At 52.4% G+C, this 14,695-nt stretch carries 11 protein-coding genes and 1 pseudogene; 3 read left to right on the forward strand and 9 right to left on the reverse strand.

Annotated elements, in window-relative coordinates:
• The 5 genes from AAIG39_RS15170 to AAIG39_RS15190 form a co-directional block, all read right to left on the reverse strand.
• Positions 1 to 794 (reverse strand): retention module-containing protein (locus AAIG39_RS15170; RefSeq protein ID WP_343194200.1); only part of this gene is annotated, 794 nt, incomplete at its 3' end.
• A gap of 280 nt (positions 795 to 1,074) precedes the next feature.
• Complete coding sequence (locus AAIG39_RS15175) at positions 1,075 to 1,419, reverse strand: tryptophan synthase subunit beta (RefSeq protein ID WP_090086332.1); 345 nt, start codon at positions 1,417 to 1,419, stop codon at positions 1,075 to 1,077.
• 26 nt (positions 1,420 to 1,445) lie between these two features.
• Complete coding sequence (lapD, locus tag AAIG39_RS15180) at positions 1,446 to 3,389, reverse strand: cyclic di-GMP receptor LapD (protein WP_090086330.1); 1,944 nt, start codon at positions 3,387 to 3,389, stop codon at positions 1,446 to 1,448.
• 9 nt (positions 3,390 to 3,398) lie between these two features.
• A complete protein-coding gene (gene lapG / locus AAIG39_RS15185; RefSeq protein ID WP_249573058.1) occupies positions 3,399 to 4,097 on the reverse strand; it encodes a cysteine protease LapG in 699 nt (232 codons plus the stop codon).
• 55 nt (positions 4,098 to 4,152) lie between these two features.
• Positions 4,153 to 5,814, reverse strand: a complete 1,662-nt coding sequence (locus AAIG39_RS15190; RefSeq protein ID WP_343194201.1) for a Mur ligase — start codon at positions 5,812 to 5,814, stop codon at positions 4,153 to 4,155.
• A gap of 118 nt (positions 5,815 to 5,932) precedes the next feature.
• On the opposite strand from AAIG39_RS15190, the gene AAIG39_RS15195 reads away from it, so the two are divergent.
• Entirely contained in the window at positions 5,933 to 6,826 is an 894-nt protein-coding gene (locus AAIG39_RS15195; protein ID WP_343194202.1) for an alpha/beta hydrolase family protein, read from the forward strand.
• Between the two features lie 10 nt (positions 6,827 to 6,836).
• Positions 6,837 to 10,193 (forward strand): CapA family protein, encoded by a 3,357-nt coding sequence (locus AAIG39_RS15200; RefSeq protein WP_343194203.1) that lies wholly within the window; start codon positions 6,837 to 6,839, stop codon positions 10,191 to 10,193.
• A 90-nt stretch (positions 10,194 to 10,283) separates the two neighbouring features.
• Here the strand turns inward: AAIG39_RS15200 and AAIG39_RS15205 are convergent, their stop codons facing one another.
• The 4 genes and pseudogenes from AAIG39_RS15205 to AAIG39_RS15220 form a co-directional block, all read right to left on the reverse strand.
• The gene (locus tag AAIG39_RS15205; protein ID WP_090086322.1) at positions 10,284 to 10,532 is read right to left on the reverse strand and encodes a hypothetical protein; all 249 of its coding nucleotides are present in this window, start codon (positions 10,530 to 10,532) and stop codon (positions 10,284 to 10,286) included.
• 277 nt (positions 10,533 to 10,809) lie between these two features.
• Positions 10,810 to 11,439, reverse strand: a complete 630-nt coding sequence (locus AAIG39_RS15210; protein WP_090086320.1) for an ECs1377 family protein — start codon at positions 11,437 to 11,439, stop codon at positions 10,810 to 10,812.
• Positions 11,440 to 11,611: 172 nt separating this feature from the next.
• A pseudogene (locus AAIG39_RS15215) lies at positions 11,612 to 12,358 on the reverse strand (SAM-dependent methyltransferase); the annotation flags it as partial.
• A 193-nt stretch (positions 12,359 to 12,551) separates the two neighbouring features.
• Positions 12,552 to 13,778, reverse strand: coding sequence for an EAL and HDOD domain-containing protein (locus tag AAIG39_RS15220; RefSeq protein WP_090086317.1), 1,227 nt, complete (start codon positions 13,776 to 13,778; stop codon positions 12,552 to 12,554).
• A gap of 804 nt (positions 13,779 to 14,582) precedes the next feature.
• On the opposite strand from AAIG39_RS15220, the gene ypdK reads away from it, so the two are divergent.
• Positions 14,583 to 14,654: a membrane protein YpdK gene (ypdK, locus tag AAIG39_RS15225; RefSeq protein WP_099458783.1), complete on the forward strand. Its 72-nt coding sequence runs from the start codon at positions 14,583 to 14,585 to the stop codon at positions 14,652 to 14,654.
• The last annotated feature ends 41 nt before the right edge of the window (positions 14,655 to 14,695 follow it).

Raw genomic sequence — 14,695 nt, forward strand, 5'->3', positions numbered from 1 at the left:
GCATCGGCGTCTGCATCTGCATCCGCATCCGCGTCTGCATCTGCATCGGAATCAGCATCTGCATCCGCATCCGCATCTGCATCTGCGTCGGCGTCTGCATCGGCGTCCGCATCGGCATCGGCGTCGGCATCGGCATCGGCGTCAGCATCCGAGTCCGCGTCGGCATCAGAATCTGCATCGGCATCAGAATCTGCATCGGCGTCCGCGTCGGCATCGGCATCTGCATCAGAATCGGCATCTGCATCTGAATCGTCGGGTGGATTCGTATTGGGATCGGCGGGCGTTGTCGCTGTAGCAACGTCAGGGTTAAGTAACGTTAATTCTTGTGGGCGTTCGGCATCAGGGAAATCAAGGCCAATCGTTGGGTATCCGGCTGTGGGGTCAACAACCTGACCGGTTAAATCGAGGACCACATGAGTATGCGATCCGCCGCCGCTACCGCCAGCGTCACCGCCACCAGTGCCCTCAGCCTGGGGACCCGCTGCCGGCGCTTCAAGGGTTTGCGTCGGATCCTGCCCATCAGCGATCGCCTGTTGTATGGCGGCAACATCTTGTTGCTGGGTAGCCGTAGGCTCAGTGGTCACGCTTCCCGTACTGTCCCAGTGGCTGTCACGGCCAAGGTCCAGCTGCTTACCATCTGACAAAGACAACGTGATTGCACCAGAAGCCCCGGTCTCGACCTGCTCTCCTTCGAGGATCCTGTCACCTTCAGCCAATAAACGCTGGCTGCCATCAGGTGCTACTGCAAACACTTGCCCTATTACCGCTTTGACGATCCCAGAGACGCCGCTCATGTGTAGTTCCCTCGATCCTGTTCTCGCCCAATTCATCCACTGACCAGGCGTAGAATGCTAAAAGAGAATTTAATTAGTTTTTGTAATGCAACATGTCACAAAGGTAATGAAAGCACGTTCCGGCAGAGGATTTATTGATGCCGTTTCGCTTAAAGACCTTATATTAATAGATGACGTGAATGAATAGTAGCCCGGGCGGGGATTTAGGTTAAAAAAAAGGGACTTTGTCAATAGTCCCTGTGTCGTACATGATATATATTGCGTAAATAAAAATGACGAATTATATAAATCCCTCATCGTCATCATCGGAAATTAATCCTTCCAGCCCACTTAACGAACGACGCGCCTGTGCACGGTTGGTGAGCTTTGTCTGGGCGACAGGCGGCAGATCGGTAATGCTGATGACGCCTTTACTCATCAGGACTTCAATCAGGTCTTCCAGCACGCGAACCATCTCAAGATCGCTCTGGCGCAATTGCAGTAACGATGCCTCACGTATTTCTCTTTGCCGCATCCATTCATCTATTTCCGCTGTACTGACGTCACTTTGTTCTGTCATGGCATGAAAAGGGGCAAGTTCCACCTGAATAATACGTCCCTGTTCATCGCGTTCTATGTAGTACATTTTCAGCCTCTTTTTAGCCTGAATGGTTAATTTGCGCCCAGTGTGCTGGCGTCAGCAAAATAGCGTCCCATTGCGCCATACAGGCCAATATTTTCGAGAATCGCCAGTTCGCCTGCTGTTTCCACACGCTCAGCAATCAGTGGCAAATTAATTTGTCGGGTTGCCCAATAAATGGCTTCAATAAACAATTTTTTATCTTCTTCGCTATCAATATTGCGAATGTAGCTACCGTCCACTTTGAGCCAGGCGAGTCCCCACTGCGGTAAATTTCCGATAAGGTGAAACCGGCCGCCGAAATGCTGGATCCCTAAACGGCAGCCCAGCGCTTTAAGTCGTTTGACCAGAATATTGACCCGCTCAGCGTCGGGCAGCTCGTTTTCATCCAGTTCCAGCGTCAGGCGGGAAGCCAGCTGTGGCGCGTTTATCAAGGGTTGGAGCAATGCCTGAAGGCTTCGATCATCGGCAACGCTGGCACCGCTAATACTCAGTGCAAGTGGCCGGTTTGATTTTTCCATCTCACGCAGCGTCTGCTGCAACATTACGATGTCCATGCGGCGACTGAGATCGAGACGGTGGATCCACGGCATAAAACGTCCTGCCGGTATCAGCTCGCCTTCCGCCGTTCTGATACGGGCAAGCACTTTATGATGCAATACGACATGTGCATTGTTGCACTCATACACAGGCTGCGAGAAAAGCTCGAACGCACCGTCTGTCAGCACCGTATCCAGACGGGTATACCAGCTGTGGTGATCCTCTTCGCTATCGCCTGTTGCCGTTTCCGTGTTGGCAAAAAAGCGCATTTCGGTTTCCGCCATCGCCAGCGCCTGGTCCGCCTGCATCAGTATCGTCTGTGGCTTATCGCCCACATGGAAAGGGACCAGGGCAAAATGGGCAACCGGCGTCACGTCGCTCATTCCCGTTTCAGACAGCGCCTTAAGCCGGGTACTGAGGGTGTTCGTCAGGTTATCGAGTTCATTATGCAGGAACTGCGGGGCAAGAATAGCAAACTCCCCGCCGCGCACGCGGGCCAGAAAACCTTCATTACGGAAATAATGTTTTTGCAGACCGTTCAGAATATCTGCCACTGCTATCAGCAGCTTATCGGTTTTCGCACCACCAAGACGCTGGTTAAGGCCGATAAGATCCTGAACCCGCAACAGTATCAGATGCCCCGAGTCATTCTCTTCGTCGCTCAGACGCGACTGCAATTGCATATCAAAAGCACGGCGATTATTCAGCCCCGTCAGGCTGTCGTGGTAAGCCTCCCGGCGCAAGGATTCGGTGCGCTGCGCCTGCTCGCCAAACAACACCTCAAGTTGCGTCACCATCAGGTTGGTTGCTTCAACGACCCGACGCAGTTCCGGCGTTTTCGGCAGCGCGGGAACATTCAAAAACTCGCGACGACAAATAGCCATCGCCTGCTCGACAATGTAGTTAAGCGGTCGCAGAAGGCGGCGCAGCAACAGGGTCACACCGAGAATACATAACAGGCTACAGCCGATAAGCCACAAAAAGCTGGCGACCATATTGTCCCAAAGACGCGCCAGGGCGAACATCGGATGGCTGACCACCTCAACCCTGGCAACCTGCGTCCAGCCATCGGTAACAATGGCGTCGCCTTCTCCGGGGCTCAGATTTACCATGCGCACGAACCAGTTCGGCACACTGGCGCTTTGTGGGTTATCGGTGCGCTCAATGATGGGTTTATTGGTTTTAATATCAATTACCCGAATACGGTAAAAATAACCGCTGTCAAAGATGGAGTTGACCATCAGCTCCGTCATTGCCGGATCATCAATATGGGTAGTAAGCGACAGCCCCAGCGCCGTTGCCGCATCCTGCGCATGGGCACTGAGCTGATTCCGGTATTGTTCTCTGGACCCCTCCAGAGAAACAAAAAAGTTGCCGCAGAAAATGACGAGCGTAAATAAACAGATGCCGATCAGTAGCTGCTTATAAAGGGACATGGCCACATCCTATTCATTAATTTCAAATCCTTCTGCACGCATTCTGGTGAGAAGATCCTGCCAGCGGGAGAGTCGTTTACTGTCCCCCACGCGTTTAGTACCGCCGGATTGCGGCAACCACAGCCCTTCCCCATTAAAAGCATAAACCGGGAGCAGATCCGTACGCTGTGTGGCAGGCAAGATGGCGGTTTTCAGGTTATCCAGGACTAACGGGATCGCATCAGGGGTGGAATACCATGTCACCACCATATGCGCCTGGTTCAGCTGAAGTGCTTTAACGTAAGTAATACGCAACTGGTTGGCGGGAACCCCCATTTCACGCAGCGTAAAATATTTCGCCAGCGCAAAATCTTCGCAATCCCCTGCCCCTTTACGCAAAAATTCAATCGGTGTTGCCCAATAATCCTGCTGCTTCCAGACGACAATGTCATCTTTGAAAGCCATTCGGACGTTAAAAAACCGGTTTACCTGATTTAATTTATCCTGAATCGTGCCCTGTGGCGGATTTTTAAGCAAGGCGGCCCACTCATCAATGCGCTGCCTGGCAGCCGGCGTCGCCGGGCCGTATAGCCGTTCAGTTTGCGTTGAGATGGCGCTAAAGTCCCAGCCTGCGCCCAGTCCAGGAGAAATGATCAGCAACACCGCCAGCGCAAAAGATAACCCGCGGCGCAGTGTTGCGCATAACAAAGGACTGCAGGGGCGGCGCATAATTCAGCCTGTCCGGGTAAAGTTGCTAACGAGGAGAGTCAGTTGCATGGCGCGCTCACTTCTCGTCAGACAGCGTATGCCAGCGTTTACGGTACGCGACATAGCCGGAAAGGTAATGTTCAACATCGTCGATTCGCACCCGGTAGCTATGGTGACGAATAAAAAAGCTGCCGACGATGCGCGGCGGATTTTTAAAAAACATAGCCAGTTCAGGCCAGAAAAAACCATTTGCCAGGTAGCGGGCCCGGGTTTCCAGCGCCTGGTTGAACACGGTCATATCAAAATCCGTTAACAGGTGTTGATACGGCGAAACGGCAAGCCGTTCTATCATCCGCGAGGCCGCCATCATCAACTCCAGCAGTGTGGGATATGTGGTAATACGTTCCTGCACAAAATCGAGATGACCGCGCACGTTATCAAGGCCGAACTGGTAATAACGCTCCAGCGGCCGATAGAGCGTCAGTTCATTAACACAGTAACTGAGCCAATGGTCATGGGCCTGCCAGTGCTTCTGTTCGATAAAATAGTCCATTGCCCGCTCGACCATCTCCAGCCAACGCGGTGTCTTTGTCAAACCATAGAGTCGCATCAGGGCAAAGGCGGCTTCCCCGTCGTAATAGATAATGCGGTGCTCCGCCTTAAGCGATAAGTCTGCGGCGTTGAGCACGTGCACGAAGCCACCGTTGTGTGCGTTTTGCATAAAACCAATGCCCGCCGCCAGCCTCGCCATCGCGTCCAGATAGTGGTTATCCCGGGTCAGCTCTGTATATTTAGCCATTGCCAGAATACAGACCGCATTGCCCCCCAGTTTTATCTCATCCCCCGTATCCACCAGGAAGTCGGCTTCGCTGCCATCGGGCAATGAAAAGGTACGAATAAACGTGGTACACAGAGAATCCAGCGCCCGCTCAATGGCCGCAAAGTGGGCGGGCTGTTGTGTTACTTCCCACCCTTCCAGCAACGCGTAGGTTGAGCTGGCATGACGCAAGGCGTTGTAGGTTGGAATAGCGCGATCAAAACAGGGAAACCAGCCGTAGTGATAACGTCCGCAAGACGTTACCTGCCGTGCAAGGTAATCCGTCGCTGATTCAATCATCGGCTCCAGGGCACTCTTCTGCCACTCGGGCAACTGCCGGTAGCCGCTGTTACGTCCGTCTGATTCAATGGGAAAAAGCTGCTCGCCATCGCAAAACAGTGCGCGAGTAGTGAAACGCCACAGTGTCTGGTCGGGACGTTCAGGCCAGTTCAGCACCGCGCCAAAGCGTCGGCGAGAATAGTGGGCAAGGTTACTGGCATTAGGCGTGGCAACGCCGTGATCGCCGTTATAGAGCAGCGCGTTGGCGGCGATTTCTTGCTCCAGCATGGCATAACAAAATGCCGGATCGAGGCTCAATCCGAAGCGAAAATAGTTGCGTTTGGTCTTAGCCAGACGCGCCTGCAGCGTATCCCAGCGTAGCGCTTCGACCTTGTCGACCAGGTCAACCCGCAGCCAGCAGGCCTTAAGACCGCTCTTTTTACGCCACTGTTGCAGCGCCTGCGTTCCCTGCTGCCAGGCCTTGTCGAATGACTCGCCGCAGCCGCGTACAACGTGGGCACGGCTTTTGCTGTCGGACACGCTAAAGAAAATGACCCAGGACGGGCACAGAGACGGTTTCGCCGCAACATCCAGCGTTTCCATCACCGGGCGGGTTTGCGCAAGTAAGTGGCTGAGCGACATTTGACTCCTTAATTGCTCCCGGGCATCCCCAGTCCTGAAAATCCTTGTATCATAATAACATTATGAATACTTGGTTGTGTATTCTGTACATCTATATCTTTGCCGTTGAGGCGGTGCTGTGAGGCCCTTTTACGCCCTTTTTTTATTGCTGCTTGTCGGTGTGGTTGCGCATGCCGAAACGCCGCTACTGTGGAACCAGCCCGCGAACCAGCGGACATGTCCGGTTGGCGATGATGCCGTATGGGTGCAATACGCGGGCGGCGCAGCTTGTATTCGTTATTTTAGTGCGGGTGTCCTGCGCGATGCGCCCCTGGCGCTGGTGATATTTAAAGGCGATCGGGTATCGCTGATTAAGCGCCCACCACAGGAGATTCCCGCCAATACGGCCGACGCGCAACGTCATCAGGCGCAGGCTATTTTTCAGCGCAGTGGGTTACCAACATTGATTGTTGCTCGTCCGGGAACCTATGGTTCCAGCGGCAACCATTATCGCCGCCGCCAGGCAGAAGAGTTTCTCGCGCTGAATGCCGCCGTTGATGCCATCAAAGCACGATACGGTATTGCGCGTTTTATCCTCAGCGGACACAGCGGCGGTGCAACCGCCGCATCGGCGTTGCTCACGTCTGGACGCCGGGATATTGACTGCGCCGTGCTGACCTCGGGTGCGTGGGGGCTGCTGGAACGGGCCGAACGAATGCGCAAAGAACGTGGCGAGGCCCCGGCGCCAGAACTGGACGGTACCGGGCTTGCTAATCCCTGGGACCCACTCGACCACATAGCAGATATCGCAAACGATCCCACCCGGTTAATCCTGGTGATCGGCAACCGGCAGGATCGCAACACGCCGTTCGATCTCCAGACCCAGTTCGCACAGGCTTTGCAAGAACATGGCCATCAGGTGAAGCAACTTGAGCGCCCCGCCGTTGCGCCAGAGTACCATGATTTACAGGGCAATCCGGGAGTGAGTGCGATTGCCCTTTGCCCGCACCACGGCTCAGCCCTGATTGAGTAAGGATACAACCATGCGCCAGAAACCACCTCGTTCGCGCAATACTGGCACCGACACGCCAGGCTGGACCGCCGCTGATCTTACGCAATTGCTGCCCGGCAGTATCTGGCACAACCGTCCGGATGCCAGCTGGCTTGCAGGTGACATCGCCATTTTGCATGACAACACGCAGTATGACCGCCCTTGTCTGTTTGTTGCTATCGACACCGATACCTGGTTGCAGGGCTCAGGTAATACCGGCATTTACGCGGGCTGGAAGGATACCCACACCCTATTGCCAGAGCATGCTTCCCGCTACTGCGGGGCGATTGTCCAGCGAACATTGACTGGGTTACCGCCGGACTTTCCACAACTGGTGGTGGGCGACAGTTATCAGGTGCTCCACTTGTTGGCCGAAGAAGCACGGCGGCGGTTTGACGGCAAACTGGTGGCGATCACGGGGACTGTCGGTAAAACCTCGACCAAAGAGATGCTGGAGACGATCCTGGCCGCTAACGTGTCGGTGGTCACCAGTCGCGGCAACCACAACACCCGTACTGGCGCGTCCGTCACGCTGGCGCGAGCGATATCGAACCCGCAGGCCGTCGTGATGGAAGTGGCGATCTCTGCACTCTGGATGCGTAACGGGGGCGTCGGCCATCGCATAAAGCCGCACATCGTTATCATTACCGAAATCGGCATGACACAGGTGGGCAAGAATGTAAGCACCCTCAATGACGTGGCGCGTTATAAGGCGCGCATCAGTCATGGTCTTATCCCCGGCGGTTATGCCATTTTGCACCGCGATATGGCTGAGTATGCGACGGTGGCGGCAAGCGTTGAGCGCGACGGCGCACGGATTATCAGTTACGGGTTCAACCCGGACGCGGATGTGCGTATCACCGGGATAACACCAGATAATGACGCAAGCCGGGTCACCATCGTTTTTCATCAGCAAGTCATCAGCTACCGGCTGTCCGTACCCGGTAACGGCGGCGCGCTCAATTCGGTGGCTTCGCTGATTGCCGCCGATCTGCTGGGCGTTAGCCTGCCAGAGATTATCACAGGCCTTGAGGGCTATCGCGGTGATGATCAGCATCTGTCTGTTACCCCGCTGGCACTGCCCGGCGGCGGCACAGCCACCCTGATTGATGACAGTTACAACGCCGAATATCTTTCCATGCTCAATGCCTTTGCGGTGGCGGCACAACGAGCCCAGGCAAACGGCGGGCGCATCATCGCCCTGCTGGGGCGGATTGTGAATCTCGGCGATCAGAGTCAGGCCATTCACCGTTCTCTGGCGACGCCCTTGCTGGAGGCCGGGTGCCAGCGCGCTTTTCTGCACGGCGAGAAGATGGCGGCTTTAAATGAGGCACTGCCGGAAGCGGCGCGGGGCGGCCATTTTCTGACGGCGCAGGCGTTGGTTGATGCCGCCGCCCCCATCCTGCGATCCGGCGATATCGTGCTGGTAAAAGGCAGCGTGCGAAATTCTGATTTCAGGCAGGTTGTCAGTCTACTGAAAACCCGACTCGCTACCCTGCCCGTGCCGGGCAGAGGTCATGTCGCGCGCCTGCTGATCAACCTCTCCACCGGTGAGCAGCGCGTCACTGAACAGGCCGACAGTCCCTTCGCGTCGCACTACCTCAGCCAGTTACTGCTGACCTGTTGTATCGCCGATCGCCTGTTAAGTAAAAAAATCACCCTGGAGACCGCCATTACCGTGCGGGAGATAGCGTCGGATATCCTGAAAGGTAACCCGGCGCTCTCTCTAAAGCGGGGTGACAAACTGACGGTGAAATCGCTTCTACAAGGAATGTTGCTGCATAACGCCTGCGACGCCGCGATTAATCTTGCAGAACATCTGGCTGGTAGCAGTGCAAAAGCGCTCGGCCAGTTGCGGGAACTGAGCGCTGCAATCGGCATGTCTCACACGCACATCAATACTGTCTCTGGCCGCGCTCGTCCGGGGCAGCGAACCGCGCTTTTGGACATCGTCAGGCTTGTGCGCCATCTTTACCAGCGTTTTCCGCACCTGTTGCCGTGGTTTTGCGAACAGGAAGCCGTTATCGGCGAGCGCGTCTATCGCAAAACCGGCAATCTGCACAGCGACGGTAGCGCGTGGGGGCAATTCAGTGCCGGAAACTGGGGTTTCGCGCTGCAATGGTTTGCAGGCGATCTCTGGCTGGCTTGCGCGGCGGGTGCAGATGATGCCTTCCACCTTGATTATCTCCTGGATGAATTGCTGGCGCGGGCCGACACCGTCCCCCAACCTGCCGTCAGTGCCCCCTCTTTCCGCCAGATTGACTCGCCGACAGCGACGCTAACATTTCTGGGTGATACCTATTTCGGTGAGTGGTACACAGAAAGACGCAAAGCCCGCGGCATTGATGACGCGCTCCAGCGCCACGGCTATGACTATAGTTTTGCGGCTATCGCCCCCCTTCTTCGCAATAGCGATGTTACGCTCGCCAATTTTGAAGCGGCACTGACCACCGATCTCAGTGCCAGTCTTGATGGCCGGAAACCGTTCTGCCTGACAGGCGACCCGGTTGCCTCTGTCGCCGCCCTGCGCAAACAGGGTATCGACGCGGTGGCGCTGGGCAACAATCACGCGATGGATGCCGGGTTACCCGGTTTGCACAGCACGCTGACGGCCTTTCGCGAAGCAGGTATTGCCTGTATAGGCGCCGGGTTTAATGCGCAACAGGCGCAAGCGCCGCTGGTCGTCACAGTAGCCGGGCGGACGTACAAGATTTTCAGCGCCTACTGGTATCGACGCTATATGGAAGAAGAGTGCGCCTTTTATGCCCGCCCGCGTCGCGCGGGCGTTGCCTGTATCAGTGGTGGACTGACTGAACAGCTGCGTCAGGAGAAAGCGAGCGCTAACCCTGCCACTCTGATTGTTCTTGCCCACTGGGGACTGGACTACCGCTGGACTACGTCCGGGCAGCGCACGCTGGCCAGGCAACTGAGCGATGCCGGTGCCGATCTGATTATTGGCTCCGGGCCGCATATGGCAGGCGAGGCCGCGCACCTGGATCAAAGCCTGGTGATTTACAGCATCGGAAACGCGGTATTTAACAGTAACGGCGAATATCAGGAACGCGGTATGCCAGCTTACGGCTTTATCGTCCGTCTGTTAGTGGGAAACAGAGAACCGCAAATTCAGTTGCTGCCCATATTTACTGACAATAAAAAGACCTTCTGGCAACCGCGCCCGGTGAACGAGGCAGAGTTTTCAGCGCTGCTTACACAGCTGACACAACAAGGAATGCCTGTTATTCGTGAAGGAGAAACTGGCGCAGGCTGGCGTGTACAGACTGTCAATAATGAATGCAGGCTGACCATGTCGCTTAGTGAATGCTTTAGCGCGAGTGTAAATCAGGCATAAAAAAGCATCTTACACGGTGGATATTCCACTTTTCAGATGCAGTTTATTTATGGTCTGACACTTATTGCCTGTTTGACGGGCTATAAGTCCCTAAGGCATTAATTGTGCTGTGATTTCATCGCACTTAGTCTGTAAAAGCTCCCGGTACTTCGGGATATCTTCAGTCTGGCACTGCAGGACAATGCAATATCCTTCAATCCAGACTTTTATATCCTGACCGACAAAGTGGCTTTGAAAAATACGCGCCCATTCGTCACTCGGTACACCTTCGAGTTCGAAGTATTTAAGCGCGCCATTCCCACGTAAACTGCGATATTCATCCAATCCAATTATTTTCATTCGATTCATCCTTAAGCGAAACAGTAGAAATAGTAATGCCTGAAAGATGAACAAATTAAGGAGATTATAAAAAAAATATTAAAACCAACCCTAACGGAAACTTTTATTTAATATGCCTGAAAATTTAAGTTAATGAAGGGTAATCATATAAATACGAATATATGAAAGAGAGATATCACTGCCGCGCCACGCGAAAGAGCAAACGCAGTCAGGCTACGCTTGCTGAAAAAAGTAAAGTGGGTTTTTAAATCGGTTAGATGAACACGGGGGCGCGAATTTACTCCACGCGGCGATAAACCGGGACCCGCCGGGTGGTACCCGTAAGGTTATCGAAGATATCGACTTCCGCAGTAGCGATCGCCATACCGGTTTTTCGCAACCTTTGCACATCGGCAGCAATACGCTGGATGCCAAACCAGAAAAGCCCGTCAAGCGCCGTGACCGGCAGTCCTCTTTCCAGCGCCATTTTTAACCGTTCGCGCGGGGCTTTGACCTCTTTGGCGATTTGCTGATACGGCGTGGCCACTGACCCTGAGGCGTCAACCCGCCGGATGCGGGTTGAAAGACGATACTGGAATGCATCCGGGATGTCGCTTAAATCGGTTTTCAGGCTGTAGACGCAGCCAAAACGTTTGCCGTTGAAAATGACATTTTTCTGACCTATTTGCAGCTCATCGCGCAGGCTGGCAATCAACTGCGGCGCGCGAATTAACAATAAGCGAAAAGGAAGCTCAAAACTGGTCACGTAATCTACGTTGAGCAGCGCAATGCGTAGTCGTTCTTCGGCATTTGCCTGCGACTGGCGACACTCATCAAGCGTGTCTGCCCACTGGCGAGCAATGCGGGGAGATTCATTCAGTTCGGTGAAGCTATATTTTTCGATCTCATAATCAATCCGATCCACCACTGCCCCTCCCTCATTCCTGCGGATAAGTGTAAGTCTGCCGGACGGTTATTTTAGCAACGAAGCGGCGTGGTCGAAAGCACTCTCGCTTTCGGACATCTCATCGTACAGATAATCAGGAAAACGGGATATCCGCGAAGATACCCCGCCTGGCAGGAGTGTTATGGCGAGACTGTCAACGCGGCATTAACGCAAAGACACCCCAGCCGAGGAATTCACGCGTCCAGGTAACATGGCGTTTTGGCGCTGCCGTGAGCGTCGCACGAATCTCTGGCACGAAATCATCCTCAGGGTTGGCCTCAAGCCAGCGGCGCATCGTCAGCCACTTCGCCGCTTCATACCGGTCCCACCCCTCCTGATCTGCCAGTACCATCTCGACAACGTCGTAGCCAAGCTCATCAAATGAGGTGACAAGCTCAGGTAGCGTATGAAAATCTGCTATCGCACTGGCAAAACAGGCCTGGGCTACCTCTTGTGTCGGCGGTAACTGCCGCCAGTAGGGTTCGCCAATCAGGATAATCCCTTCGGGGCGAAGACTTTTTTGCAACAGCGCGATAACCCCGGCTACGCCACCGCCGATCCAGGTGGCGCCAACACAGGCCGCAATATCACATTTTTCATCCGCGACAAAACCTGCCGCATCGCCATGAATAAATGTCACGTTTTCGCTCACGCCGAGCTCTTCGCTACGCTGTTTTGCCTGTTCGCTGAAAAGCTGGCTCATATCAACGCCAACACCCGTGATGGCATAATCACGTGCCCAGGTACAGAGCATTTCACCCGAACCGCTGCCAAGATCGAGTATGCGCATACCCGGTTTCAGTCGCAGGGCTGCACCGAGTGTGGCGACTTTCTCTGCCGTAAAGGGGTTATGAATGCGGTGTTCGCTTTCGCTAATCGTGAAAATACGGGGGATATCCAATGCAGAAATTCCTTTTACTGTTTCTGTAATAGCCAATAACCATAAAGACTGTGGTGATTAAAAATATATCACCTTAACCTAAACGTTATCTCAACAGTACGAAATATCGCCTGCCTGTTTCGCGATTGCGCCCGCATTCCTGCGTCAAATGAGTAATGTGCAGTGTGAAAATGTACCATCTTTGGCTGGTATATCATGAGACGGTTTCATCAGCCCAGGCGAGAGCGTCCCCCATTGCATCAACAGCAGCCCAGCCTGGAATATTCAGTTTTTTTGCCTGTTGCTGTACCGCTTCCCACTCACGACGTTCATAACTTTGTACAAGGCTAAGGACGTCATAAAGTGTACCCTGTTTATGTACCAGCGCATCGCGAACAGATGAAGGGAGCGCGATTTGCTCGAAAATCTCCTCTAGCGGAATCTCCAGCATAGTATCCAGTAATGAAAACAATCCGCATAAGAACGCGCCCTGTGCGCAACACGTGGAAAGGGTACGTTCGACAATGATTTCGCAAAACTTCGCTCTGGAAAGGGAGAGATGATAAAGCTCCCGGGTATCTTTATTAGAGAGATTGGCCAGACAAATCACCGAAACAAAACGCGTTAACTCACTTCTGCCTAAATAGATGGCAATTTTTTTAAGGGTTAAGTTATCGGCACCGTTTATGCCGCTAACGCGATGCACAATATTTCTGGCATATTTTAAGATCTTGTATGTCAACGACAAATCATGTTCCAGTATATGCTCAATTTTATCAAAATTTAACTCAGGTGCGTTCACTTCACTCATCAACTGGAAGAGATGTGCAGCATTGTGTGGCAGGCGCTTGCTCTGAATAATTTCCGGCTTACTATAAAAATACCCTTGAAATAAATGAAAACCCTGATCTTTATATTGTTGAAACTGATCATAAGTTTCCACTTTTTCCGCCAGCAGGTTTTTTGTACTTAACTGCAACTCATGGCGTTTCAGAAAGCCATTGATCTCGTCAAACGTATTTGCCTTAACGTCAAATTTCAGGATAGTAATATAGGGCAAAAAACGATCCCATGAATCGTCCATCGCAAAATCATCTAACGCCAATGTGTACCCGGAGGCGAAGAGATAGCGTACGGCCTCGAACAACGCATCATCAGGGACAGCATCTTCAAGTATTTCAATGACGACGCGTTCACGGGGTAAGATGTCAGCCATCCCCTGAACAATCATTTGATAAGGGAAATTAATAAAGGAAATATTTTCTCCAACAAACCGAAAAGTTGGAATGCCCAAAAACTGGTCGGAGATCATTTGACTGGTAGCATAATCGGCCGGCACGTTTGGAAAAAAGTTATTCATTCCAGAACGAAACAGAAGTTCATAGGCTACGGTATGCAAGTCACGGTCGAATATCGGCTGTCTGGCAACAAAAGAGTCCATAGCGCCCCCTGGGTATTGATAAGTTTAAGTGAAACAGAAATTAAATTTGACTTTAGTCTGACTGTTTATTTATTTAATTGAATTATTTGAAAGATATTTTTTCTCGCACCGCTAAATTTATGTCAGATAAATACTTCTTTGATATTCAGTTGCAGCCAGAACAATTAGCCTGCAAATCAAACTCCACTAATTATGTAATTTCATTTTGATAGCAAATTACTATCATCTTATTCACAGGCTGTTAAACTTAAAAATGATGTTATACGTAGTTTTATGGCAAAAATGAGAGACATCGCAATTTTTCGGCTTATAACAAAGCAGGCCTAAAAAAACTGCTCGCTTTTTCTGTGCAGAAAAATCATTCTTTCTCTTTTCCACAATGCACACCTTATGGCAAAAAATTTCCGCTCCCCGTGCCGTATCGGTTCGCTTTTCAGCCCCCTTCTCAACAGTAAGTGTGCTAACGATCACAAAAATAACCTTGTAATTCAACGGTGAAATTACAGGTTACAACCCTGTGACAACGCGTCGCTCAACTGGCATTTATTTCGGAAAGAAATCAATCTGTCGCCAAAGCCCGACACCCTGTAAGTTGCGGAAAATATTTAAAAAAATGCCTCTTGTAAGGCACAAAATTTAGGCGTACATTAGCCCCGTTTGGTGCGACAGGCATCAAGAATTCTGAGATGGAGCTGTGGCCGAAAGGGAGAAAATTCCCATTTTCAATTTGGCGTAGTTTCACCTCTCTATACTCAGTCCTGATCTGGTCATGAATGCATACTTGTGTATGCGGAGCGATGAAGCGTGAAATATTTCTTTATGGGCATTTCGGTGATGGTCATTGTTTGGGCCGGTACATTTGCCCTGATGATCTGAGCAACGTTCGTAGAACGAAAAGAAGAACAGGAGCCATTTGG

The organism is Phytobacter palmae (assembly GCF_039409775.1).
GTDB lineage: Bacteria > Pseudomonadota > Gammaproteobacteria > Enterobacterales > Enterobacteriaceae > Phytobacter > Phytobacter palmae.